This window comes from Vibrio sp. Vb1018, assembly GCF_033338775.1.
Lineage (GTDB): Bacteria > Pseudomonadota > Gammaproteobacteria > Enterobacterales > Vibrionaceae > Vibrio > Vibrio alginolyticus.
Genome location: NZ_JAWOTI010000004.1, coordinates 59475 through 84840 on the forward strand (window position 1 = coordinate 59475; position 25366 = coordinate 84840).

The following is a 25366-nucleotide window of genomic DNA, read 5'->3' on the forward strand; positions in this document are numbered from 1 at the left end:
CTTGTACCAAGAACGGACTTACTGAATTGGCTCGGTATACCAAAATTGGCTCTGTGTAACGAAAAAGCCTCCCGAATGGTGGGAGGCTTTTTTGAATCTCAGTCGTTTACTGTTCCCATTCAGGGAAAGGGTCTTCCAGAGATAACCAATAGTCGAGCCCTTGCTCCATCTCATCTTCTGTTAACAAGCATTCGTTTAGACGAGCAATCAATTTCTCTTGCTCTAATCCCTGACCAATGAACACCAATTCTTGTCGCATATCGCCATAAGGTTCTTGCCAAATGTCGTTTATAGCATCTAAGTAATCTTGAGCCGTCGGCCATTCCTCTTTCGGAATTGCTTTCCAAAACATACCCGCAACACCATAACGTGCGATGCCTCCCGCTTGGCTCCATTGACCGACAAACTCTGGTCTGGTTGCTAGCCAAAAGTAACCTTTGGAACGAATCAGTTTGCCGTAATCTTTCGCATTGTGGAGGAAGTCGTAAAACTTCTCTGGATGGAAAGGGCGTCTCGCATGATAGGCAAAGCTGGAAATGCCGTATTCTTCGGTTTCAGGTATGTGCTCGCCTCGCATTTCTTTCAACCAACCTGGGGCTTGTTGCGCCTTTTCAAAACTGAAACTTTGTGTGTCGAGTACGGCATCAAGTTCTACTTCACCATTCGAGATAGGAAGAATAGTGGCCGATGTGTTTAGGGTTTTAAGAATCGCAAGAAGCCTTTCGATTTCTGATTTCTCAGCGAGGTCGGTTTTACTTATCAGGATCACGTCAGCGAACTCGACTTGATCGACGAGTAAGTCGGCGACGCTGCGTTCATCGTCTTCACCTAAGGATTCGGCTGTCTCTGTTAAGAACTTAGCTTCATCGTAATCACGCAGAAAGTTAATCGCATCAACCACCGTAACCATGGTGTCTAAACGTGCAACGTCTGAAAGTGATAGCCCGTTTTCATCAGCAAACGTAAAAGTCTCTGCAACGGGAAGTGGCTCGGCGATGCCAGTGGACTCGATAACTAAGTAATCGAATCTGCCTTCTTGCGCGAGTTTAGTGACTTCTTCAAGTAGATCTTCACGCAGGGTACAACAGATGCAGCCGTTACTCATTTCAACCAACTTTTCTTCACTGTGGTTGAGAGAAACTTCATTCTGAACAGTTGCCGCATCGATGTTGACTTCGCTCATGTCGTTGACGATGACCGCGACTTTTCTGCCTTGTCTATTGTTAAGAATATGACTTAAAACGGTTGTTTTTCCTGCGCCTAGAAAGCCGGATAAAACCGTAACAGGGAGTTTCTGGGTGTTCATGCTCATGCTCTTTATAGTGTAATGTTATAATGTAACAATTAATATAGTCGGTGATCTTAACTCTGGCATCAAGCAGTTTGTTACTGTGTCGAGTACTGCACCTTATTGGCGGCTTTATTTGTCGTTTAGTTGCACAGGTTCAGATGTCCGGAATTTAGAGATCGAACTCTTATCTCGGTGTGGAGGTTCTATGAACGAAGAGAAAAAGCATGTCATGACAGAAGAAGAAATTCTTGCAGCGCCCGAGGCGGATTATATGAATGAAGCTCAGCTCGCGTTTTTTGAAAACCGATTATTTGAGCTTTATGAATTGACGTTAGCGCATATTGAACGCGCGAAAGAAGAGATGATTGCGCCAATGGAATTCAGTGACGAAAGCGATAGGGCGTCCAGTGAGGAGCAATCTGCAATCGCATTAAGAATCATAGATAGAGAGCAAAAGCTGTTACCTAAGATTCAACGATCGTTGGCTCGCTTGCGCGCAGGGGAGTATGGCTATTGTTTAGAGTCCGGAGAACCTATCGGCATTCCAAGGTTATTGGCACGACCTACTGCTGAATATAGTGCAGAAGTAAAAGCTCAAATGGAGTCAAAAGAGCACTGGTATAAACACTAAAGCCTCACTATCTTATGACGTCGATATTCTTCTCGTTCACTTGTTTTTTTTGATGTTCTCTGAGAAGTCTAAAGCGATGGCGACTACCGTTAGGTATGGTAGTCATTACCTTTGAGATATTAATAGTTATCGATAGGATAGAAGTAAGTTCTGTATTGTAAATAACGCACCATTTTTGTTTTTCTGAATGAGCTCTCGCTATGTTAGCGTCAAACATTTTCTCTGCTACTTCAAGCTGATCTTCTATCCTTAAAGCTAAATTGGTACTGGAGAAAGTAGCATGATTGACTTTGTGGCAACTTTTATCTTTTTCTTTGCTGTCATCGATCCCATAGGTACTGTGCCCGTTTTTATCGCAGCCACAAAAAGCTATGAAGAAGTGGCAAAGCGTAAGGTCGCTCTGTTTGCGACTCTATTCTCCGTTGCTATCCTACTGTTTTTTGTTGTTGCTGGTGAAATCATACTTACAGCAATGCGTATTCCCTTGTCTGCGTTTCAAATCTCGGGCGGTATCGTATTGTTCTTGTTTGCTTTGACTATGATATTTGGTGAGAGTAAACCAGCAGAAGAAATCAGAACGCTCAATAGTCATCATGATACAGCAGTTTTTCCTCTAGCCATTCCATCAATTGCTAGCCCTGGCGCAATATTAGCCGCCGTTTTACTCACAGAGAACGTGCGGTTTAATATTTGGGAGCAAGTCCAGACCGTGGCTATGATGCTGCTGGTACTATTGGTTGTTTATATCTTGCTATTAATGGCCAGCGGTATACACAGGATTATTGGGAATACAGGAGCTAGTGCTGTAAGTCGGATCATGGGGTTGATATTAGCCGCTGTGGCCACGACCAACACTCTGAATGGGATTGAAAGTTACTTTGACCTTTAAGGCTGTTTCGCAAACTGAGCTGAAGGTATACGTTAAGAGCTAATTTTAAGGCGAGATGACCGACCACCTGACAATCACTTTTCTGGCTGTTACTTCTAGCCGGATGTAATCCTTCAGGCTATTCGTGACGACCTTGTTTAAGAGGATCACGGAAAAGTTGAAATTAAAATGCATAGATGTTGAGGGTATAAATCAGATGGGGAACTGGAGCAACACTTGCCCCATTGAGCTGTGCCAATACTCAAAGATTAGCTGCTAGAAAATAATATCGATAATTTCCCCGCCTAGGCACTACTCTATAATCTTGTTGTCTCGTAGTATATAGAGCCTAGCATGGAGGAATCTATTAGCTTCAACGTGCCAAGACAAGGCTCTTTCATGCCTTGAGAGTATCTGCAAAGCCGGGAGGCTGAGATGTTTATTCAGTATGGCTCTTATTGGGCAGTTTATGGATCAGCCAGTAACCAAGACTCATACTAAGAACTACAGCCGCAATTCCAATCAGGTACATTGGAGACAAGGTTTCAAAGTCTATAATAATGACCTTTCGGGAGATTGCCATCAGCGCGGTGGCCATGACGATTTTTACATGAATAACATTTTCTCTCAGGTAAATAGTTATATTGATGAAAATTTCAATAGCAATTAAAACGGCCATAAAAGCACCAAAAGTGGCTAGCATATCTGAAATCGTCAGAATGAGTTTAGGTGGCGTGATAAGTTTTTGATATATCGTCCATGCAACATCTATCACACCCATGACGATTACAAACAACATAACTATCGACAATACTCTTACAGACCAATGAATCACTATCTGTAATTTTTTTGTTAACTTATCATTTTTATCGACTTCCATGGCCCTGTTTCCTTCGCTTGTTTATGTTCACTTAACCTTCATATGTTGAAGCTAGACAATTGAATACATGTCGTTTAAAGCATAGTTGCTGTGGTGAGAGATAGAAGCGTCCGAGGGAAGGAAGTTATGAAACTTAGGAGTGGGCACAATGTTGGACACATAATGTAATCTCTGGTGTCATGCGTTATTACCTCATTACCTCATTTCTGATCGTGACGAATCGACTGATGAGGTGGTGATTCATCACCTTCACGGCAAACTGAATGAGCGAATACCACAACGTATTGATACTGGGCAAATCGATGCGCTTGTTGCTGGTTCCTCCGTGCGCTATTAATAGAAATGCAAGCGAATAAGGAGTGGCTAATCGCTCAAACGGCAAAAACTATTGGAATTAAGTCAAGGCCCTTTTTTTTAATGAAAAGGCTTATTGATCTGAACACACCGCTTCTCCATATAAGTATATCCACAAATACAAACCTCAAACTGGCGATAAAGAGCTTTAATATTGATAAATATATAAACAGCTTGGGCGCTGAAGAAATTTCAGTATACTGCGCTTAGGTTACACTGTAGAAAAAATCGCCGTATTCCCAGCGGGGTCCTTTGATAAGAAATAGAAATCGCGTTTGAATATGCAACCAAACGATTTTGCCGCTTGCAGGTTATTCGGTATACAAATAATAAACCTTTGACTAGTCCGAAGGTCGGTCGAATGAGAGAAAGTCATGTTTTTTAATAAGTCGCTTCAACAAGAAAATCAACGATTAAAGCAGGAGTTGCAAATCCTGCAGCAAATCCAAACCAGTTTAGATGAAGAGATGATCCGCTTAACATTGGATAGTAAAGGCATCATTACTTCTGCAAATACTAAGCTACAGCAAGAACTTTTCTTAAATGATGATGAGATCTTAACGAAATCAATTACTGAATTGGTACCGTCAAATTCGCGCAATACAGATCACTTTCATCGAATGAAGAAAGCCGTCCAAGATAAAGTGTTCTGGAATGGGGCATTGCAAGTACAGAAAGGTAATGGTGAGGAAGCCTGGTTAAGAACGATTATCCAGCCTGTTTTAAATGAGCACAGAGAAGTAGAAAGCTTTTTTGTTTTTGCTTCTGAACTTACGCGAACGATCAAATCATCTCGTGAGCAAGAGGACATGCTAAATGCATTAAGTCGTTCTATGGCGGTGATTGAGTTCACATTAGATGGTCATGTTTTAAAAGCCAACGATAATTTCCTAAACACAATGGGTTATACGCTTGATCAGATTCTAGGGAAGCATCATCGCATGTTTTGTGATCAGGAAGAGTCGAGCTCTCAAGCTTACCGTGAGTTTTGGCAACGTTTAGCAAAAGGGCAATTTTCATCAGAGCGATTCAAACGAGTTAACCGTTATGGTGAAGATGTGTGGTTAGAGGCTTCATATAACCCTATCCATAACGACAGAGGAGAGCTCTACAAGGTCGTTAAGTTCGCGACAGATATTACCCAGCAGGTGATGCAGGAACAGAAAATGACCCAGGCTGCGCAATTGGCGAACGAAATCTCCCAAGAAACTGGAACACAAACCCTGCAAGGGCAAGAGGTTATAGGCTCAACGTTAGAAAAGATGCAGATACTTTCCGAGCAAATGCAGCAAGCGAACACGGCGATTGACGAGCTTAAAGCGCACTCATCGCGTATTAGCGAGTTGGTAAATAGCATCAGTGGTATCGCTGACCAAACTAACTTATTGGCGTTAAATGCGGCGATAGAAGCGGCTCGTGCGGGTGAGCATGGTAGAGGCTTTGCCGTTGTTGCTGATGAAGTCAGACAGCTTGCTACAAGAACCAATGCAACCACCGATGAAATTGTCACAATGGTCAGTGAAAACCTACAGCGAACCGATAACGCAGTTAAGCTGATCGCTAAATGCCAAAAAGAAGCACTAGATACGCTAGAGCTCTCTGAAAAAGCAGGCAATGTGATGAATGAAATACAAGATGGCGCTAGCCGTGTTGTAGAGGCCGTGGAGCAATTTAATCGCTCGTTGTAGTCAGTTCTTCATGCCAGCACAGGCTTTTAAGTTCCTATATAATCAAATTGTTTACTAGTGCTACTCATCGCCAATCAAGCGTGTTTTTGGTGATGAGAAAGCCAGTTCATTCCTTTCTTAATATTTCGTATTTCTATCTTTACGTGTCGCTATTTTACAACACTGTTAATAAAAAGTAGCGTAATTTAATCTCCTGTTAACTTGGTTGCGAATCACAGTTGGGGGAGACCTACTTGGACTTACTAAATTTCACCATAGATAACTTAGCGCTGCTAGGTACGCTTACCATGGAGCACATCTCTTTGGTTGCTCTGGCTGTTGGGCTTGCCATCTTAACTGGCGTACCTATCGGCATTCTTATCACACAAAATGAGCGCGCTGCGAAAGTGGTGCTTTACGTAGCGTCCATCATTATCACCATTCCTTCAATCGCATTGTTTGGTTTGATGATTCCTCTCTTATCGACCATTGGTCATGGGATTGGCTACGTGCCCGCCGTGATTACCGTACTGCTTTATTCTCAGCTGCCTATTATTCGCAACACTTATACCGCAATTCACAACGTAGAACCATCGCTCAGAGAGGCTGCTCGCGGTATCGGGATGACGCCTTTTCAACGTTTGAAAATGGTGGAAATTCCATTGGCGATTCCGGTGATTATGGCGGGTGTGAGAACGGCAGTAGTAATGAATATTGGCGTTATGGCGATCGCCGCGTATATCGGAGCCGGTGGGCTGGGCGTGTTTATCAGCCGTGGCATCTCGCAAAGTGATCCTCGACAACTGATCGTTGGTGCCATCGCCGTCAGCCTTCTGGCTATCATCGCGGATTACGGATTGATTCGACTACAAAAAAGATTAACGCCACCGGGCCTAACCGCTGCTCGATAAAGGACAAATAATAGGGACATTCAAATGATCAAAATTGACAAGCTAACCAAAATTTTTGAAACGCCTAATGGCCCGGTGACTGCCGCAGATCACATTGAGATGGAAGTTCCCAGTGGTGAAATATGTGTGCTACTTGGCCCGTCCGGTTGTGGCAAAACCACCACGCTGAAAATGGTCAACCGAATTATTCCCGCGACATCGGGCAAGATCTATCTTGGCGGTGAAGATACTTCTGGGATGGATACAGTCACTCTGCGCCGCAACATCGGCTATGTTATTCAGCAAATTGGCTTATTTCCCAACATGACGATCGGCGAAAACATCGCGGTGGTTCCCAAGTTATTAGGGTGGGATAAGGCAAGGTACATGACGCGTGCAAAAGAGCTATTGGAGATGGTTGCTCTTGATCCTAGTGTCTTTCTTAATCGTTATCCAAATGAGTTGTCTGGCGGACAGCAGCAACGAATTGGAGTTGCTCGAGCGCTAGCTGCGGATCCTCCCGTCATGCTGATGGATGAACCTTTTGGTGCGATTGACCCGATCAACCGTGAAGTAATCCAGGATGAGTTCCTTAAAATGCAGCAAGAGCTCAACAAGACCATCATGTTTGTCAGTCATGACATTGATGAAGCGGTCAAAATGGCCGATAGAATTGCGATTTTCCGCGATGGTCATCTGGTTCAGTACGATACGCCTGACGATTTGCTCGCACACCCGAAAGATGATTTCGTGAAAAACTTTGTCGGAGATGATCGCGCACTTAAACGTCTACGCTTAGTGACGGCTGAGTCCGTCATGCAGACCACCTTTGCGCACGTGAAACCTAACGAGACGCTTGCCGACGCTTTAACCAAAATTGACGCGTATGGGTATCGCGACGCCGTGATATTAGTAAATGGCCAACACCAGCCTATCGGTTATGTGCCAAAAGCTACAGCAATCAATATGAAGGGGTACTGCGGTGAACATTATGTTGGCCTGAAAACAATCGCCCGAACCACGGATGATCTGCGTAAAGTCGCGTCGAAGATGTTCACGCACGACATTGTTTGGATGCCGTGTGTTGACGAGAATGGCCGCTTAGTGGGAGAAGTCACACAGCGCGGCATTACTCATTATCTAGGCGCAACTTATCAGCGCGATACCTCTCTTAGTGAGCCACAGCCATTGCATCAGGCTAAGGAGGCATCGTGACCAATCAGCTAAAACAAACCTACTATTTCGTTTTATTGGCGTGTGTCTTTGCGTTGGGTATTTATTTACAAGGCGCGGGTACGATCGATGATTTCCTCTACTACCAAGAAGACATTGTTTATTTGACGGTTCAGCACATTGAACTGGTGCTGCTGTCTGGTGGATTGGCGATCCTAATCGCTATTCCCGTCGGCGTATTGCTCAGCCGTCCTCGTTTTCAGAAAGTCGCAGAATCGGCGATGCAGGTTTTGAATGTGGGGACCACGATTCCTACTTTAGCTATTCTTGCGCTGGCAATGAGCTTTCTTGGCATTGGCACCATGCCTGCGGTATTTGGGCTGACGATTGCCTCGTTGTTGCCGATTGTCAGAAACACCTACATCGGGCTGAAAGAAGTGCCCGCTCATTTAAAAGAAGCGGCGTCAGGCATTGGTATGACCGAGTTACAAATGTTATTTCAGGTTGAAATTCCTAATGCGCTGTTCGTCATTTTTGCCGGTATCCGCACGGCGTTAGCTGTCAACGTGGGCACCGTGCCACTGGCCTTCTTAATTGGTGGCGGTGGGTTAGGGGAGCTCATTTTTACCGGTATTGATCTGGATGAACCCATCATGATGCTGGCAGGCGCTATTCCTACAGCGATGTTGGCTATCGCTATCGACAGTGTGGTAGGAGCCGTTTCCTATGTCACTGTACCTAAAGGCTGTAACCCTATTAGAGCTAGACAATAACAATCCTAAAAATTGAACACAGACAGGAGTCAAACATGTTAAAGCAAATTACTCGCCGCTTGCTGGCCGTTGGTGTACTGCTTTCAAGTTTTCACGCATCCGCGGAAATCGTCGTAGGTGGCAAAAACTTTACAGAACAACAGCTTTTAACGGAGATCACGTCTCAATATTTAACCAAAAAAGGCTACGACGTTGATAAGCGTTCGGGCATGGGCAGTGCGGTTTTGCGTAAAGCGCAAGAAAACGGCCAGATTGATCTTTATTGGGAATACACGGGCACATCACTGATCATTTACAACAAAGTCAAAGACAAGCTCCCAGCAGAGCAAGTGTATCAACGCGTTAAGGAACTCGATGCGAAGAAAGGCCTAGTTTGGCTTAACCCTTCAAAAGCGAACAACACCTACGCGCTCGCTATGCGCAGTGACGATGCGAAACAACGTGGCATCTCAACCTTGTCCGAGTTTGCCGAGCAAATGCGCCAAGACCCGCCAATGACCATTGCTTTGAATGCGGAATTCTATGCACGAAAAGATGGCTTCCGACCTTTACAGAAAACCTACAAATTCAAAGCTTCACGAGACCAAGTGAAACGCATGGATACTGGGTTAACTTATGATGCGCTAAAAGGGCAAGAAGTCGATGCTGCGCTCGTATTTGCAACAGATGGTCGTATCAAAGCATTTGGTTTTACCGTTTTAACGGATGACAAACAGTTCTTCCCTGATTACGCGATCACTCCTGTGGTTCGCCAAGAAACGCTAGATGCGAACCCAGACCTTGCCGAGCAAATGAACGCGCTTTCTGCGGCGATCGATGGCGATACGATGTCGACATTGAATCAACAAGTTGATGTGGAGCGACGTTCGATCTCAGAAGTCGCAAGCCAGTTCCTATCTGAGCATAACTTGGGGTAATACCATGACTATCCTGCAAGTCAGTGTGGCCCAAATCAACGCCCAGTTAGGCGATGTGAATGCCAATCTGAATACTCATCAGGATTACATAAAGCAAGCTGCGGCCATAGGGTCGCAGCTATTGCTGTTTCCTGAACTCTCCTTGACCGGATACCAGCTCCAATCCTCTGTGCGTGAAGTTGCCATGAAGCGTGATGATGCTCGGCTTAAAGAGCTTGCGCAACTTGCACCGCAGATGTCCGTGATTGTCGGCTTTGTTGAACAGGCCGCTCCGGGAGAGTACTACAACGCGATAGCTTGGTTGCTCGGTGGTACGGTGGTTGCTGTGCATCGTAAAGTCAATTTACCAACCTATGGTGGGCTTGAAGAGGGTAAGTGGTTTCATTCGGGAGAGGCTACCACCAGCGTTTCTCTTGACGAAAATTGGCGAGGCTCGGTTTTAATTTGCGCCGATTTATGGAATCCACCTTTGGTTCATTGCGCGCTACTCGATAAGCCTGAAATCTTGCTCGCGCCGATCAACTCGGCCAGCAGTATTGTCAGTAAAGACTTTTCCAATGAAGACAACTGGTTAGTTAACGTTAAATTCTATGCGGTGCTCTACGGAACCCCAGTTTTGATGGCCAATCGTTACGGGCCAGAGGGCGAAGCGTGGTTTTGGGGAGGAAGCTGTATTTTGTCTGCAACGGGTGAGCTATTGGCGCAGGCAGAAGACGGTGAAACCTTGATAACTGCAACCTTGTCATTGGACGATATTGATAAAGCCAGGTTCGAGCTGCCTACCGTGCGAGACAGCAATACACCATTGATCACAACGCTATTGTCGAAGGCAAAACGCTAAAACTGGAGCAGTAGATGATGCAATCTATTCATCGATTTATTCACGAATTAACCTTTGAACAGCTTCCAGCTGACGTTATTGAACAAGCGAAATATTGCGTCTTGGATCTGTTGGGTGTCGCCGCAGCAGGTAAAGCGACGCAACTGCAAAATATGGTAGCTAAACTCGCGCAGAAGCAGTTTGCCGGTGATACGCCGATGCTGTTTTCTGATCACACGGCCAGTGGTTGTGGGGCGACTCTATATGGCGGCATGTTGATTGACAGTATGGACGCGCACGACGGCCAAGTCCTGACGAAAGGCCATGTTGGCGTCGCTGTTTTGCCGGGGCTGCTCGCCAGTATGCATGAGTCAGCGATCACGGGAGAAGAGTTATTAACGTCCCTCATCATTGGCTACGAAATTGCAACTCGCGCCGGAATCGCGCTGCATCAAACCGCTTGTGACTATCATACTTCTGGTGCTTGGAATGCGTTGGGCGTCGCTGCGGTGTCTGCAAGAAGAAAAGACTTAACGGATGCACAAACAGAGCATGCGCTCGGCATTGCCGAGTTCTATGGCCCGCGCAGTCAAATGATGCGTTGTATTGAACATCCAACCATGCTCAAAGACGGCTCTGGCTGGGGAGCGATGGCGGGCTTTGCCAGTGCAGAGCTGGCAGAAGAGGGCTTTACTGGCGCGCCAGCCGTGACTCTGCTGGACCAACAAACTCACGCTTTGTGGGCAGATTTAGGGCAGCGCTGGTATATCCTGGAGCAATACTTTAAACCGTATCCGGTTTGTCGTTGGGCTCAACCCGCGGTTGAAGCGGTGAGAGCGCTGCAACAAGAAAATAAACTAAAAGCTGATGAGATTGAACTTATCGAAGTTCACAGCTTTCACCAGGCGGTGTGCCTGCATACCAAGCGCCCTGAGACAACCGAGCAGGCTCAGTATAGTTTGCCATTTTCAGTCGCGAGTGCGGTTATAGATAATACGGTCACGGTAGAAGCCGTCACCAAAGGACTGAAAGATCCTGCTCGCTTGGCACTTACGGAACGGATGAAGTTAATTGAAGAGCCTGCATACAATGATAAGTTTCCAGCCGAACGTTGGGCGCATGTCGTGGTGACGTTGAAAAATGGCGACAAACTGACTTCGCCTCCCTGTATTGCGCGAGGTAATCCTGAAAATCCGCTCAGTCGAGGCGAGATGCGAGGTAAGTTTCGTACTTTGGCAGAGAAAGAACTGCCCGCTTCGCGCGTGTCAGCGATAGAAGAGGGTTGTTTGCAACTTGATAAAGCCAGTAAAGAGCAGGTACTTGCTTGGCTATCATTGCTTTACCAAGGCACGTTGTCCGATAAGCCGTCTGACACATCACGATGAGATCGAAGAGATCGAACTCCTTTCTCTTACTCAATCTTAAGCTAAACGTCGCTCTTCACGCGGCGTTTTTTCATAGCGTTTTTTGTAGCAGCGCGCAAAATACGATGTAGAACTGAACCCACAAGCCGTGCTGATTTGAGTGATGGACAGCATGGTTTGCAACAACAAATGTTGAGCGCGTTCTAAGCGCAATTGAAGGTAGTAATTGCTTGGTTTGTCTTGCAAGTATTGCAAAAATAACCTTTCCATCTGCCTGACCGATAATCCTACTTGTTCGCCAATTTCATAGCACTTTAGCGGCTCTTCCATGTTGGCTTCCATGATCTCTACAGCGTCGAGCAGGCGCGGGTGGCGGATGTTGTGCTTACGGATTAACGACATCCGCTGTTTATCATGCGCGGGTCGAATCGCAGGGTGAATGCATTGCTCTGCCACTTGATTCGCCAAGTCACTCCCATGTTGGTTTGTAATTAAATGAAGCATCATATCCAAACCGGCTAAGCCGCCCGAACAAGTTGGTGTGCGTGGGTCGAATTCGTACAACTCACTGGTCACGTTAATGTTTGGAAATTCCTCTGCCAGGCTGTTGGCGGACTCCCAATGCACGGTACACGTTTTGTTTTTTAACAGGCCAGCTTTTGCTAACAATACGCTGCCTGTCGAAGTCGAGCCCACGGCGATGCCTTGACGAAGCGCTTGCTTTAACCACTGATTCACCGAGCCACTCGCAGCAGCAACATGGGCGCCAATACCTGCCACAACCAGCAGCAAGTCTAAATGAGCAATGTTGTTGACTGACTGTGTTGGCGAGAATGAAACGCCATTACTGGCCGACACTTCTTTATCTTCGAATCCATAAATATCCCACTGATACAAATCGCAACCAGCGAGGCGGTTGGCCATTCGAAGAGGTTCGATAACCGCCGAAAAAGAGAGCATCGAAAAATCAGGAATAAGGAAAAAACCAATGCGATACGTGTGTGTCGTTTTCATTCTCTGTGGTCACCAAGTGGGCAGTTCATCTATGTCGTATTTCTGGATAAGAATGTCGCAATTGTTAAATTATTGCTATCAAAATTCGAACATGATGTGACTTAAGACAAGGACTTCTTTGTCGAGCATACACATTCATTTGGACGAGATAATTATGATTGAACAAAAAGCCCCAGTAATTAGTGATGGTCTACGCCTTGATGGCGCTTTCTTTACTGACGAGAACGTTAACAACCCAGACTTACCGATCGTTATTGTCTGCTCAGGCTTTACTGGGCAAAAAAATATTCACCCAGAGCGTTACGCGAGAGCCTTAACTGCGAAGGGCTTTACAGTATTCGGATTTGACTACCGTGGCTTTGGTGAATCTGAGGGTATTCGTGAGCGAGTTATCCTAGATGAACAAGTACGTGACATCGCGAACGCGGTTGCGGTTGTGAAACAGCGCGCTAACGAGGAAGGCCGCAAAGTCGTACTGGCTGGCTGGGGCATGGCCGGTGGATTAATTCTTGATGCTTACCGAGTTTGTCAAGATGCGATTGATGGCCTTATCTCCATGAACGGCTTTTATGATGCGGTACGTGTTCAGGTTGCTCAACGTGGCGAGCACGGTTGGAAAGCGTTCCGTCAATTTATGTTAGAAGAGCGTACACGTCTTGCTCTTGGTGGAGAAAAGCAGGGGATTGATCCATTTGAAATCTACCCGCTTGACCCAGTAAGCCGCGAATATGTATTCACTGAACTGGTCAAAGCACCGGGCTACGGCGTGACATCTGATCTGGATTTTGCGGATTCTCTCATCAATTTCAAACCGGAAGCCCTACTGGACGAGCGATTTGCAGATGCGCCAATCTTGATTGCGCACGGTGCAGAAAACGATCTTCACCCAGTGACCGAAGCAAAGTCGCTGTACGCGAAATACCCTGGGCCGAAATCTCTATTCTTACTGCCTGAAGGTGGTCACACCGAGTGGATGTTGGACGACGATCCTAAGTTTATTCAGTTCTCTGGCGTGATCGCGAACTGGTTGAGTGAGAACTTCAGTTAAGTCTTCAAGAGGTGCTTTCGTTGATGGCACCTCTACCTTTCTGACAGGATGATTTTCGATGAGCATAATTCCATTTTGTGAAGCGGCGGACCCATTTGTAAATAAACCAACAATCGCGATTCCTGAAGGCGCGGTTGATTGTCATGCCCACGTTTTTTCTTCACGTTATCCGTACTGTGAAACGCGAACCTACACGCCACCCGATGCCAGCGTCGGCGCGTACCTGCATTTGCACCAGCAATTAGGCATCCGTTATGGCGTGCTGGTTCAGCCGAGTGTGTATGGCAATGACAACCAGTTGCATCTTGATACATTACGGTATTTACGCCAGCAAGGTTACGACTACAAAGGCGTCGCGGTCGTGGATGCGGATGTGTCCGAGCAAACGCTGGATGAGCTACAAGAAGCCGGATTTTGTGGGGTGCGGATGAACCTGCTGTTTAAAGGTGGTATTGAGTGGCGTGATGTTGAGCGTTTAGCGGCTCGCCTTGCAGAACGACACTGGCACCTTCAATGCTTAATTGATGTTTCGCAGTTTGATGACTTATATCACCGATTAAGGGCTTTACCCGTGCCCGTAGTGATTGATCATCTTGGACATATGCCAACAAACAAGCTGATTTCTCATCCTGGTTTTCAAACCTTATTGAAGCTTAAGGCCGAAGGGAAAGTGTGGACAAAACTGTCGGCTCCGTATCGTTTGTCGCCTCAATCGCCGCCTTATGATGACGTTTCTCCATTTGCTCAAGCTTTGTTAGAAGCGAATGAAGAGCAATGTGTCTGGGGTTCGGATTGGCCTCACCCATGTTTTGCTGCTGAGATGCCAAATGATGGCCAGTTGTTAGATACTTTGTGGCACTGGACGCAAGATACGACACTGTTTAGCAAGATTCTGGTCGATAACCCCAAGCGCCTCTACCGCTTTTAACTCCACATTCATGTTATGAACCTAAAAAGACAACCGTAAGGCACTGATTCAAATTATGCTTCCTGCACTTCCGCTACAGGTTTCTTCTGATCCTGTGGTTATCAAGTTCTTTAACACCCTTAAACAGCTTGGTTTCAAGGGGGATACTGATGCTCGCTATACCACTCGATTGAGTATGGCGACTGACAACAGCGTCTACCAGCAACTTCCGTTGTCGGTCGTCTTTCCTGCCAACCATCATGATGTGGTAATACTTGGCAAGGTCAGTGCTCGTGATGAATTTAAACACCTGACCTTTTCGCCCAGAGGAGGCGGAACGGGCACTAACGGACAATCATTGAACTCGGGGATCGTGGTTGATCTGTCTCGCTATATGAATCGAGTGTTAGAGATCAACGAGCAGGAAGGTTGGGTGAGAGTGGAAACTGGGATAGTCAAAGATCAACTCAACGACATCGTTCGCCCTTATGGTTATTTCTTCTCGCCAGATCTGTCGACCAGCAACCGCGCGACATTAGGTGGGATGATTAATACCGATGCATCAGGCCAAGGCTCTTTGCAATATGGTAAAACCTCGGATCATGTGTTGGAGCTCAAAGCCGTATTGGCAGATGGCTCGGTGCTCGATACCGAAGCAATTCAACAAAACAAACGGTTAAACTGTGATGTAGTATCGCGAGCGTTAAAAATTACGGAGGAAGTTTGTCGAGACAAGCGTCAACAGATTCTGGATAAGTTTCCTCCTCTGAATCGCTTTCTTACTGGTTATGACCTAAAAAATGCCATCAACGACAAGAGTGAAGAGTTTGACGTCACGAGAATATTATGTGGCTCTGAAGGTACGTTAGCTTTTATTACTGAAGCCAAGCTCAATCTTACGCGAATACCTACTACGCGACGGTTAGTGAACGTTAAATACGATAGTTTTGATTCTGCATTGCGAAATGCTCCCTTGATGGTCGAAGCAGAGGCGCTATCGGTTGAGACAGTCGATGCAAAAGTACTCAACCTTGCAAGAGAAGACATTGTCTGGCACTCGGTAAAACACGCGATCTCAGATGTGCAGGGCAAAGAGATGCAAGGAATTAACTTTGTCGAGTTCGCAGGCAGTCACAGCGATGATATTGAGGATAAAGTTGAACGCTTACTTTCAATTCTCGATAAAGAAATGGCTCATCGACGCAGTGGTATCATCGGTTATCAAGTCTGTCGCGACCCCAAAGACATCCAAGCTATTTATGGAATGCGCAAGAAAGCGGTTGGGCTGCTTGGCGCGGCTAAAGGTCAGGCAAAGCCGATTGCATTCGCGGAAGATACCTGTGTGCCGCCCGAAAACTTGGCGGACTTTATCGCGGAATTTCGTACGTTACTAGACAGCAATAACCTGCATTATGGCATGTTTGGGCATGTGGATGCTGGCGTTCTTCACGTGCGTCCTGCGCTCGATATGTGTGACCCTGAGCAAGAAGCGTTGATGCATCAACTGTCCGATGATGTGGTCGATCTGGTGGCAAAATACAATGGCTTAATGTGGGGGGAGCACGGTAAAGGATATCGCTCAGAATATGGACCTGCCTTCTTTGGTGATGAGCTCTTTATTGAATTAAGGCGCATTAAAGCGGCGTTTGACCCAGACAATAAAATGAATCCGGGGAAGATTTGCACACCACTGAATAGCGACGCTGAAATGGCTAAAGTCACAGCGACCAAGCGTGGCTACTATGATCGTCAGATCCCCGTAGAAGTCCGAGAGTCGCTTAAGCCCGTACTGTCTTGCAATGGCAATGGGCTGTGTTTTAATTACGATGCTGATAGCCCAATGTGTCCATCATTTAAAGTGACAGCCGATCGTCGCCACTCTCCGAAAGGGAGGGCGGGGATAATGCGTGAATGGCTGCGTCGCCTTAATGACAGTGACTTCGATTTGCTCGCCAACGAACAGCAACTTCTCAATCAAACGTTATCGGTTAAGCTTTTGGCTCAGAAGCTGAGTCAACTGATATCTCGCCCCGCATCTGATGATTTATCGCATGAAGTTTATGAGGTGATGAACGGTTGTCTAGCGTGCAAAGCGTGTGCGAGTCAGTGTCCTGTGAAAGTTGATGTGCCTGATTTTAGAGCACGTTTTTTACACCTCTATCACTCTCGTTATCGCAGACCTCTGCGCGACTATCTGGTGTCGAATATTGAGCAACTGCTGCCGATTATGGCAAAAGCTCCCAAGCTGGTTAATCGAATCGCATCTAGTAGGCCTGTTACGCAAGTATTAGAGACATCCATCGGTTTTATTGATTCGCCAGTGCTATCGATCCCTACGTTGCAAAGTCGATGTCAGGCACTTGGCGTGAGCCCGTTTGACTTTGCGTATCTAGAATCGCTTTCCCCAGAAGTGAAGCAAAATTACGTCTTGATTGTTCAAGATCCATTTACCAGCTTTTATGAAGCCGAGTTGGTTGCGGATTTTATTCAGTTATTGCAGCGGTTAGGGAAACACCCTGTTGTTCTGCCTTTCAAACCTAATGGGAAAGCTCAACATGTAAAAGGTTTCCTTAAGAAATTCGCCAGAAATGCACAAAACACTTCGGATTTTCTCAACCAAGTTGCTGAACTTGAAATTCCTATGATCGGTGTCGATGCGGCCTTAGTTCTTTGTTATCGTGATGAGTACCATCAGGCTCTAAAAGAGAAGCGAGGCGAATTTACCGTCTATACGGTTCATGAATGGCTGGTGAATCGACTGAATGAATGGTCACCAGTATGTGCATTAAATGAAGAACCGTGGTATTTGATGGCGCATTGCACAGAAAAGACCAAAATACCGGAGACTGAGAAATCTTGGCAGTCTATTTTTCAGCACTTTGGCTTAAATCTGCAAGTCATACCTACGGGATGTTGTGGCATGGCTGGGACATTCGGACATGAAGTGGATAAGAAAAGTACGTCTGAAGCTATATATCAGCTTAGTTGGAAACCGAATATAAAGAACCTGCCCACTGAGCGTGTGTTAGCCACGGGGTACTCCTGCCGCAGTCAAGTTAAGCGTTTTGAAGGGGAGGTAGTTCGACACCCGGTACAGGTTTTAGCCAGTTTGCTTGCTGTATAGAATGCTAAAGTAATTTAGTATGCGAAAAGGCTTGCCTTAAGACTTTGCCTGCATTTAATGTATCTAGCAGCAGAACTTCAATCTGCGTGACAACAATACAGGAGAGGATCGGGCTTTCACTTCCGCTCGACAGAAACTCCTTTCAAATTTACACAATAGCGCAGTAAAACTCTCTTGCTGCGCTATTGTGTGTTCCATATTTTGTGAGTACTTATGTTTAACTCAGAACGCAAAGCGACGGTTATTCTGGTTGCGACGACGATGATCGCTGCACTTGGCTGGATATTCTCTAAGGAAACAATACAGGGTTTACCACCTTTTGGCTTTATTGGGGCGCGATTTACTATCGCTTCGCTCTGCTTACTGCCTCTATGTTACCGACCTTTGCTGAAAGCAAACTTAAAAGATGTGCTTTCTGCTGGTGGTGTCGGGCTCCTGTTAGGCAGTGCCGTTATGACATGGATTTACGCTATTTCTATCAGTGATACTCTTGGGGAAGGCGCATTTATCATGAGCCTTTCCATGCTGTTTGTGCCGATTGTTGCATGGGTTATGTTTCGTCAACGACCACAACGAATTTTCTGGCTTTCTTTGCCTATCGCTGTATTAGGTCTTGCTTGTCTTTCTTTAGTTGGTGGCTGGAAACAATCGGCCAGTCAATTGTGGTTTCTTGGTGCAGCACTGGTTTTGGCGCTTCATTTTAATGTGAACAGCAAATACTCTCAAAAACTACCTGTGCTGCTGCTTACTTGCGTGCAACTTTTTTCAGCAGGTTGCTTAGGTTTGTTGGTTTCATTTTTTATGGAATCTTTCCCGGCAGAGGTTGACTCCTCTATTTGGTGGTGGTTTGCGTTGAGTACCTTATTAGCGACGAGCTTGCGTTACGTAATGCAAACCATGGGGCAAAAATTTGTTCAGGCAGGTAACGCTGCTCTAATTATGATATTAGAACCAGTTTGGACGGTTATTCTGAGCGTGCTGTGGTATGGCGAGGTGCTAACGGCAAATAAACTAGTAGGTTGTGTGCTTATCTTATTTTCTCTAATTATTTATCGTACTGGCGGGCGGTTTCGCTTCCCTACTCGAAAGTAGAGCAAGTTAACTTGGGTTGGGAGAATTTGAGGTGCCGGATGGCCTTCTACGAAAGTGATAATACGCGGTTACGCAATGCTAATGACACTTTTGATGTAGGCTGCCGACCCAGCTCTTCGCTGATCATCCAGCCAGCTTTAGCCAGTAGCTCTAAGTCGATCCCCGTTTCTATTCCTAACCCTTGGCATAAATATAGTACATCCTCCGTTGCGACATTTCCTGATGCGCCATGAGCGTATGGGCATCCACCCAGCCCAGCTACACTGCTGTCGATGGTATTGATGCCCATATTCAATGCTTGATGAATATTGGCGAGTGCTTGTCCCCATGTATCGTGGAAATGGACAGCAAGCTGGGGAAGAGGTGCAACCAACATGACGGCTTCTAGCATAGCAGCGATACGGTTTGGCGTGCCTGTACCGATTGTGTCGCCTAGAGACACCTCATAACACCCTAAATCGATGAGTGATTTGACCACGCTCGCCACTTGTTTAGGGGCTGTCGGGCCATCGTAAGGGCAGTCGGCAACGCAGGATAGATAGCCACGAACAGGGATGCCGTGTTTGGTGGCTAATCGCATTACAGGTTCGAAGCGAGTTAGGCTTTCTGCAATCGAGCAATTGATATTGTGTTGGCAGAATCCTTCTGAGGATGAAGTGAAAATTGCGACCTGATTGGCGTCAGCCTCCAACGCTTGTTCTAAGCCTTTTAGGTTTGGAGTCAGGGCAGAGTAGGTAACATGATTTCGCCGTGTTATTGCTTTCATGACCTCTATTGAGTCCGCCATTTGTGGCACCCATTTGGGTGAGACAAAAGAGCCCGCCTCAATATGCGTTAACCCAGTATCAGAGAGTAAGTTGATCAGCCGGATTTTAGTTTGGGTCGCAACAGGAGATTCATTTTGCAACCCATCTCTAGGACCTACTTCGACAATCTTTACTTTGGAAGGTAGCATTACTTGTCCTGTGACTTGGTGACCCAACTTGGGCTACGTTTTTCAAGAAACGCTTGCAGCCCATCTTGACCTTGGGGTGATACTCTAATGTCCGCAATGAGCTTGCTAGTATAGTGAATCAGTTGTTGATCAATGGGGTTTTGATGACATTGATGGCAGAGCGTTTTTGCTTTACGCATCGCATCTGGGCTATTCAGTAGTAAAGTCTTGATTACGCTACCGACCGCATTTTCAAGTTGTTTGGCTTCTTTCACTTCGTGCACAATACCAAACCGTTCGGCATCCTCGGCTGAAATGACTTCACCACTTAAAATATAACGTCTAGCTTGTCGATTCCCCATCGCGCGCATGACGTAAGGCGCAATGGTTGCTGGAACTAAACCAAGCCTAACTTCACTTAAGCAAAAGTTGGCACTTTGGCTTGCGATGGCGATATCACTACAACAAATCAACCCCAAAGCGCCACCATAAGCGGAACCTTGAACAACTGCGATGGTGGGTTGAGGGAACGAATCTAATGTTTCCATGAGTCTTGCCAAGTTTTGGGCATCAACGAAGTTATCTTGCCTCGTGCTTTCGGCCATCGACTGCATCCAATTCAAGTCGGCCCCGGATGAAAAATGCTTACCGTTACTTTTTAATACCAAGCACCGCACATCCGTTCGTAAAGCGAGATAATCTAGGCGGTGGATCAGCAAGTCGATCGTACAAGCGTCAAAAGCATTGTGTTTGGCTGTTCTGTTTAGGGTAATGGTCGCTACGCCATTATCATCGACATGCCAAAGAACATCATCTTGCCTTTGGGCGTTGGGAATAATGCTTGGTTGCATTTCCTGCATACTAACTTCCTTAATTCATCTTTGGGTGTTTACATTCTGAAGACGCCAAACTCGCTATCAGGAATGGGGGCATTTAATGCTGCCGTTAACGCTTGACTCAACACCTGACGCGTTTTTTTAGGGTCAATAATTCCGTCATCCCATAGCCGAGCACTCGCAAAATAGGGATGTCCTTGTGTTTCATACAAGTCTATGATCGATTCTCTAAAAATGTGCTCTTCTTGCTCTGACCACGCTTCCCCCTGACGTTCCTTCGCGTCTTTTCGAACTTGTGTTAAAACGCCTGCTGCTTGTTCTCCGCCCATCACAGAAATACGCGCGTTCGGCCACATCCACATCATGGTTGGATCATACGCTCGGCCGCACATGCCGTAATTACCAGCGCCGTACGATCCACCGATGATCACGGTAAACTTCGGCACGTCAGCACAAGCGACGGCCATCACTAACTTGGCGCCATGTTTTGCGATGCCTTCTTCTTCAACCTTTTTTCCGACCATAAAGCCGGTAATGTTTTGGAGAAAGAGAAGCGGTGTTTTCCGTTTGGCGCACAGCTCAATAAAGTGCGCGCCTTTTTGTGCCGATTCAGAAAACAAGATACCGTTGTTTGCCACAATACCAATCAAGTGTCCTTGAATACGAGCGAAGCCACACACTAGCGTTCTGCCGTACAAGGCTTTGAATTCGTCGAAATCAGAATCATCGACGATGCGGGCAATAATTTCTCGAACGTCGAATGACAGTCGTAAGTTGGCATTCACAATTCCGTAGATTTCTTCTGCGTCGTAGCGGGGAGGAAGCACGGTGTTTTCTGGCTTAACAGGTCTTGTTCTATTGGCATTGGCAATGGCTTCTCTCGCAAGCATTAGGGCATGTTCATCATTTTCAGCGTAATAATCTGCGACACCAGATTTTCGACAATGCACGTCTGCACCGCCGAGCTCTTCACCCGTCACGACTTCGCCAGTGGCCGCTTTCACCAAAGGTGGCCCCGCCAAAAAAATGGTGCCTTGCTCTTTAACCATAATGGACACATCCGCCATGGCAGGAACGTACGCGCCCCCAGCAGTGCAAAGCCCCATCACAACAGCAACTTGGGGGATGCCTTTCGCCGACATTCTCGCTTGGTTAAAGAAAATGCGACCAAAGTGTTCTTTATCGGGGAAGACGTCGGACTGATGAGGGAGATTTGCGCCACCGGAGTCCACCAAGTACACGCAGGGGAGTTGGCAACGTTGGGCAATCTCTTGCGCTCTAAGGTGTTTTTTTACCGTGAGTGGGTAGTAGGTTCCGCCTTTTACCGAAGCATCGTTGGCGATGACCATGCATTGAATCCCCTCTATGATACCAATGCCGGCGATAACGCCAGCGCAGGGGATCGCTTCGTCATACACTTGCCAGGCGGCAAACTGGCTGATTTCAAGAAAGTCAGTGTTGTCATCAAGCAAGCGCGCGATGCGTTCTCGTGCGGGGAGTTTTCCTTTTTGCCTCTGGTGCTGAATGGCTTTTTCACCGCCGCCCTGTTTGATGGTCTCGATGTGTTGATTAAGTTGAGTGACCAACGTTTCCATCGCAGCTTTATTGGAAAGAAATAACTCGTCAGTTGGCTTAGTTTTACTTTTGATAATGGCCATAATGACTTCCTTGTCGTATGTTCCGTTAGCGAGATTCTTCGAACAACTCTCGGCCTATTAACATGCGGCGAATCTCTGAGGTACCCGCGCCGATTTCATAAAGCTTTGCATCACGTAGCAAACGACCAGCAGGGTATTCATTGATGTAGCCATTCCCACCGAGCAGTTGTATTGCATCGAGTGCCATTTGTGTGGCGAGCTCTGCACTGTACAAAATCGCTCCTGCCGCATCTTTGCGTGTTGCGTTACCTCGATCACAAGCCGCTGCGACGGTATATACATACGCTTTTGCTGCACTCATTCGAGAGTACATATCGGCGATCTTGCCCTGAACTAACTGAAACTCGCCAATGGATTTTCCAAACTGCTCTCGTTCATGTACGTACGGGACCACAATGTCCATGCAAGCTTGCATTATCCCGAGTGGTCCGGCAGCGAGGACGACGCGCTCGTAATCCAGCCCACTCATTAACACCTCGACGCCTTTATTCAACTCGCCAAGAATATTCTCTTTTGGCACTACGCAATGGTTAAATACAAGTTCGCAAGTATTCGAGCCTCTCATGCCTAGCTTGTCCAGCTTTTGAGCATGAGTGAAACCTGCGAAGTTACGTTCAATAATGAATGCGGTAATGCCACGTGAACCTGCGCTGACATCCGTTTTAGCGTAAAGTACCACTACGTCAGCATCGGGCCCGTTTGTTATCCACATTTTGTTGCCATTCAGTACAAAATGGTCGCCCTTGTTCTCCGCTTTCAGTTGCATGCTTATCACGTCTGAACCGGCATTGGGCTCACTCATCGCTAGGGCGCCAACGTGCGTACCATCAATGAGTTTTGGAAGGTATTTTTCACGTTGAGAAGGCGTGCCGTTACGAAAGATTTGGTTGACGCACAGGTTAGAATGAGCGCCGTAGCTTAGAGCGACAGACGCAGAGGCACGGCTGATTTCTTCCATGGCAACAACATGAGCGAGGTATCCCATGCCTGCACCACCAAGCTCTTCATCGACGGTCACACCAAGCAACCCCATTTCTCCCAACAAAGGCCATAAATGATTCGGGAACTGGTTATCGCGGTCTATCTCAGCGGCGATGGGCGCAATATGTTCCGTAGCAAAGGCATTAACGTGTTCTCGGAGCATATCGATGGTATCACCAAGTCCGAAATTGAGTGGGGTATAGGTGCTTTTCATAACGTCTCCCGGTATCAGAGGTAAGGTGGAAAAGCCGATAGCGGTGTTGCTAATTGAGTATAGCGTTTATGTCTGCTTGCTTTTGAGTGTTTGAATACAACGCTCCTTAGCGGCATTCAACTCAGCCATAACGACGCTGATGTCGTTGAGTTGTTGTTGTAGGACAGCTTGTTTCTCTTCAATGATATTGAGCATTTTCAACAACTGTCCTTCGGTTTGTTGCATGTCGTAGAGCTCGAAAAGTTCACGAATTTCTGCCAACGAAAAACCGAGTCGTTTCCCTCTTAAAATCAGTTTGAGGCGAATTCTATCCCTGCGTTGATAAACGCGCATATTGCCTTTTCGCTCTGGTTCAATCAGACCCACGTCTTCATAAAACCGGATACTGCGAGTAGTAATATCAAACTCCTTGGCGAGGTCACTGATCTTGTATTTTTCCATAACATACTTACCTCGAATAAAAATCCAGTTTCTGGAAATCGAACCTTTAATGGGAAGGTCGAACATCAACTTTGAAATATAAACGCCTGCTTGGTGTGTTTTTTCATCTCATTGTAAAGGCTAGTGCTATGCTTACGTAAACGTCAAGAAATCGCGGAATGAAAGTTTGTTAGTGAAAAAGGCGATAAAGGCTGGTGTGGCGCTTGGTGAGTAATTCTATGTAGGGTGTCATCATTCTGCCAAGTGTTCACATATACCTTAAGGGAATGCGAATCATGGGAAAAGACATCTGGATTGTCAGCGCGAAAAGAACGCCAATTGGGCGCTTTCAAGGCAAGTTGCAAACTTACTCTGCTCCTCAATTAGGCGCACTGGCGATCAAGGCGGCAATGCACGAAGTGAATGTGACTTCGGTGGATGAAGTGTTCATGGGATGTGTGCTTCCAGCAGGGTGTGGACAAGCTCCTGCGAGGCAAGCATCTATGGGGGCCGATCTTCCTTTGGGTGTAGGGTGCACCACCATTAACAAAGTGTGTGGCTCTGGCATGAAGAGCGTCATGTTAGCGCACGATCTCATTAAAGCTGGAACGATTCGCTCAGCCATTGCTGGTGGTATGGAAAGTATGACCAATGCGCCGTATTTGCTGAGGGAGGCGAGAAAGGGAATGCGCATGGGGCACCAGTCTACGTATGACCACATGTTTCTCGATGGGCTACAAGATGCTTACGAAGGGCACTTAATGGGTGTTTATGCTCAGCAAGTCGCTGACAGGCTTAAGTTCACCAGAGAGCAAATGGATGAATGGGCCGTGATGTCGGCAAAACGTGCGTTGGAAGCTCAAGAGCGAGGCTTGTTTGCCGATGAACTTTCGCCGGTTTCACTCAATACCAAGTCAGAACAAGCGGTGCTGGACTACGATGAGCACCCACGCTCGATTGACCTTGGTAAAATTCCTCAACTCAAACCTGCATTCGATGAAAAAGGTACGGTGACCGCTGCTAATTCGAGTGCCATTTCAGATGGCGCGGCGGCTCTTGTGCTTATGGATGAAGACACTGCGCGTCATCAGGGGCTTAAACCACTTGCGATCATCAAGGCGCACTCTACACATGCCAGAAAACCTGCAGAATTTACTTTGGCACCCGTCTACGCAATTGAGCAACTGCTGTTCCAGCTAGATTGGTCAATTTATGAAGTGGACCTGTGGGAAATCAATGAAGCCTTTGCCGTTGTGACACAAATAGCGGTGGCGGAACTTGGACTAGATACGAGCAAAGTAAATATTAAAGGTGGAGCCTGTGCACTTGGGCATCCGATAGGGGCTAGTGGCGCACGAATTCTGGTGACATTGATTCACAGTTTGCGTCAGCTACAAGCGCTAGGCACCAATGGTGATCTCGAAGCCAAAAAAGTGATGCGGGGTGTTGCGTCACTTTGTATCGGTGGTGGAGAAGCCACGGCGATAGGCATTGAAATACCGCTTTAATT

At 46.6% G+C, this 25366-nt stretch carries 22 protein-coding genes; 14 read left to right on the forward strand and 8 right to left on the reverse strand.

The window, feature by feature from the left end; translation table 11 throughout:
- Nucleotides 1–106: 106 nt before the first annotated feature.
- Entirely contained in the window at nucleotides 107–1306 is a 1200-nt protein-coding gene (zigA, locus tag R7Z10_RS06370) for a zinc metallochaperone GTPase ZigA (protein WP_017821067.1), read from the reverse strand.
- Nucleotides 1307–1496: 190 nt separating this feature from the next.
- Between zigA and R7Z10_RS06375 the strand changes: the two genes are divergently transcribed.
- Together R7Z10_RS06375 and R7Z10_RS06380 are read left to right on the forward strand one after the other, a co-directional pair.
- Nucleotides 1497–1922 carry a TraR/DksA C4-type zinc finger protein gene (locus R7Z10_RS06375; protein ID WP_064354628.1) on the forward strand — a complete coding sequence of 142 codons (426 nt, stop codon included), beginning with the start codon at nucleotides 1497–1499 and terminating at the stop codon, nucleotides 1920–1922.
- A gap of 280 nt (nucleotides 1923–2202) precedes the next feature.
- On the forward strand, nucleotides 2203–2811 hold the full coding sequence (locus R7Z10_RS06380) for a MarC family protein (RefSeq protein ID WP_132936374.1): 609 nt from the start codon (nucleotides 2203–2205) through the stop codon (nucleotides 2809–2811).
- 418 nt (nucleotides 2812–3229) lie between these two features.
- On the opposite strand, the gene R7Z10_RS06385 is transcribed toward R7Z10_RS06380, so the two are convergent.
- The gene (locus tag R7Z10_RS06385) at nucleotides 3230–3670 is read right to left on the reverse strand and encodes a phosphate-starvation-inducible PsiE family protein (RefSeq protein ID WP_005375731.1); all 441 of its coding nucleotides are present in this window, start codon (nucleotides 3668–3670) and stop codon (nucleotides 3230–3232) included.
- Nucleotides 3671–4398: 728 nt separating this feature from the next.
- Between R7Z10_RS06385 and R7Z10_RS06390 the strand changes: the two genes are divergently transcribed.
- The 7 genes from R7Z10_RS06390 (at nucleotide 4399) to R7Z10_RS06420 (ending at nucleotide 11649) form a co-directional block, all read left to right on the forward strand.
- Entirely contained in the window at nucleotides 4399–5712 is a 1314-nt protein-coding gene (locus tag R7Z10_RS06390; protein WP_042521095.1) for a methyl-accepting chemotaxis protein, read from the forward strand.
- Nucleotides 5713–5945: 233 nt separating this feature from the next.
- On the forward strand, nucleotides 5946–6602 hold the full coding sequence (locus R7Z10_RS06395) for an ABC transporter permease (protein ID WP_005375739.1): 657 nt from the start codon (nucleotides 5946–5948) through the stop codon (nucleotides 6600–6602).
- Between the two features lie 24 nt (nucleotides 6603–6626).
- The gene (locus R7Z10_RS06400) at nucleotides 6627–7796 is read left to right on the forward strand and encodes an ABC transporter ATP-binding protein (protein WP_005389193.1); all 1170 of its coding nucleotides are present in this window, start codon (nucleotides 6627–6629) and stop codon (nucleotides 7794–7796) included.
- Complete coding sequence (locus R7Z10_RS06405) at nucleotides 7793–8527, forward strand: ABC transporter permease (RefSeq protein ID WP_182035719.1); 735 nt, start codon at nucleotides 7793–7795, stop codon at nucleotides 8525–8527. The genes R7Z10_RS06400 and R7Z10_RS06405 overlap by 4 nt, the downstream gene beginning before the upstream one ends.
- A 35-nt stretch (nucleotides 8528–8562) precedes the next feature.
- Nucleotides 8563–9444, forward strand: a complete 882-nt coding sequence (locus R7Z10_RS06410) for a glycine betaine ABC transporter substrate-binding protein (RefSeq protein ID WP_005375745.1) — start codon at nucleotides 8563–8565, stop codon at nucleotides 9442–9444.
- A 4-nt stretch (nucleotides 9445–9448) separates the two neighbouring features.
- Nucleotides 9449–10285 carry a nitrilase-related carbon-nitrogen hydrolase gene (locus R7Z10_RS06415; protein WP_262659519.1) on the forward strand — a complete coding sequence of 279 codons (837 nt, stop codon included), beginning with the start codon at nucleotides 9449–9451 and terminating at the stop codon, nucleotides 10283–10285.
- 14 nt (nucleotides 10286–10299) lie between these two features.
- Entirely contained in the window at nucleotides 10300–11649 is a 1350-nt protein-coding gene (locus R7Z10_RS06420; RefSeq protein WP_017634272.1) for an MmgE/PrpD family protein, read from the forward strand.
- A gap of 36 nt (nucleotides 11650–11685) precedes the next feature.
- Here the strand turns inward: R7Z10_RS06420 and R7Z10_RS06425 are convergent, their stop codons facing one another.
- On the reverse strand, nucleotides 11686–12642 hold the full coding sequence (locus tag R7Z10_RS06425; RefSeq protein WP_318104365.1) for a GlxA family transcriptional regulator: 957 nt from the start codon (nucleotides 12640–12642) through the stop codon (nucleotides 11686–11688).
- Nucleotides 12643–12796: 154 nt separating this feature from the next.
- On the opposite strand from R7Z10_RS06425, the gene R7Z10_RS06430 reads away from it, so the two are divergent.
- From R7Z10_RS06430 to R7Z10_RS06445, 4 genes are all read left to right on the forward strand, one after another.
- Nucleotides 12797–13690, forward strand: coding sequence for an alpha/beta hydrolase (locus tag R7Z10_RS06430; protein WP_167418992.1), 894 nt, complete (start codon nucleotides 12797–12799; stop codon nucleotides 13688–13690).
- A 58-nt stretch (nucleotides 13691–13748) separates the two neighbouring features.
- Nucleotides 13749–14618, forward strand: a complete 870-nt coding sequence (locus tag R7Z10_RS06435; RefSeq protein WP_213961480.1) for an amidohydrolase — start codon at nucleotides 13749–13751, stop codon at nucleotides 14616–14618.
- A 55-nt stretch (nucleotides 14619–14673) separates the two neighbouring features.
- Nucleotides 14674–17721: an FAD-binding and (Fe-S)-binding domain-containing protein gene (locus R7Z10_RS06440; RefSeq protein ID WP_318104369.1), complete on the forward strand. Its 3048-nt coding sequence runs from the start codon at nucleotides 14674–14676 to the stop codon at nucleotides 17719–17721.
- Between the two features lie 213 nt (nucleotides 17722–17934).
- Nucleotides 17935–18813, forward strand: coding sequence for a DMT family transporter (locus R7Z10_RS06445; protein ID WP_005375761.1), 879 nt, complete (start codon nucleotides 17935–17937; stop codon nucleotides 18811–18813).
- 46 nt (nucleotides 18814–18859) lie between these two features.
- On the opposite strand, the gene R7Z10_RS06450 is transcribed toward R7Z10_RS06445, so the two are convergent.
- From R7Z10_RS06450 to R7Z10_RS06470, 5 genes are all read right to left on the reverse strand, one after another.
- Nucleotides 18860–19768 carry a hydroxymethylglutaryl-CoA lyase gene (locus R7Z10_RS06450; RefSeq protein ID WP_054574355.1) on the reverse strand — a complete coding sequence of 303 codons (909 nt, stop codon included), beginning with the start codon at nucleotides 19766–19768 and terminating at the stop codon, nucleotides 18860–18862.
- Complete coding sequence (locus tag R7Z10_RS06455; RefSeq protein ID WP_318104371.1) at nucleotides 19768–20607, reverse strand: enoyl-CoA hydratase-related protein; 840 nt, start codon at nucleotides 20605–20607, stop codon at nucleotides 19768–19770. The genes R7Z10_RS06450 and R7Z10_RS06455 overlap by 1 nt, the downstream gene beginning before the upstream one ends.
- A gap of 29 nt (nucleotides 20608–20636) precedes the next feature.
- On the reverse strand, nucleotides 20637–22241 hold the full coding sequence (locus tag R7Z10_RS06460; protein WP_064354631.1) for a carboxyl transferase domain-containing protein: 1605 nt from the start codon (nucleotides 22239–22241) through the stop codon (nucleotides 20637–20639).
- Between the two features lie 25 nt (nucleotides 22242–22266).
- Nucleotides 22267–23436: an isovaleryl-CoA dehydrogenase gene (locus tag R7Z10_RS06465; RefSeq protein ID WP_158159375.1), complete on the reverse strand. Its 1170-nt coding sequence runs from the start codon at nucleotides 23434–23436 to the stop codon at nucleotides 22267–22269.
- Between the two features lie 66 nt (nucleotides 23437–23502).
- Nucleotides 23503–23877, reverse strand: coding sequence for a MerR family DNA-binding transcriptional regulator (locus R7Z10_RS06470; RefSeq protein WP_017821195.1), 375 nt, complete (start codon nucleotides 23875–23877; stop codon nucleotides 23503–23505).
- Nucleotides 23878–24152: 275 nt separating this feature from the next.
- Between R7Z10_RS06470 and R7Z10_RS06475 the strand changes: the two genes are divergently transcribed.
- A complete protein-coding gene (locus tag R7Z10_RS06475) occupies nucleotides 24153–25364 on the forward strand; it encodes an acetyl-CoA C-acyltransferase (protein WP_017821196.1) in 1212 nt (403 codons plus the stop codon).
- Nucleotides 25365–25366: the final 2 nt, after the last annotated feature.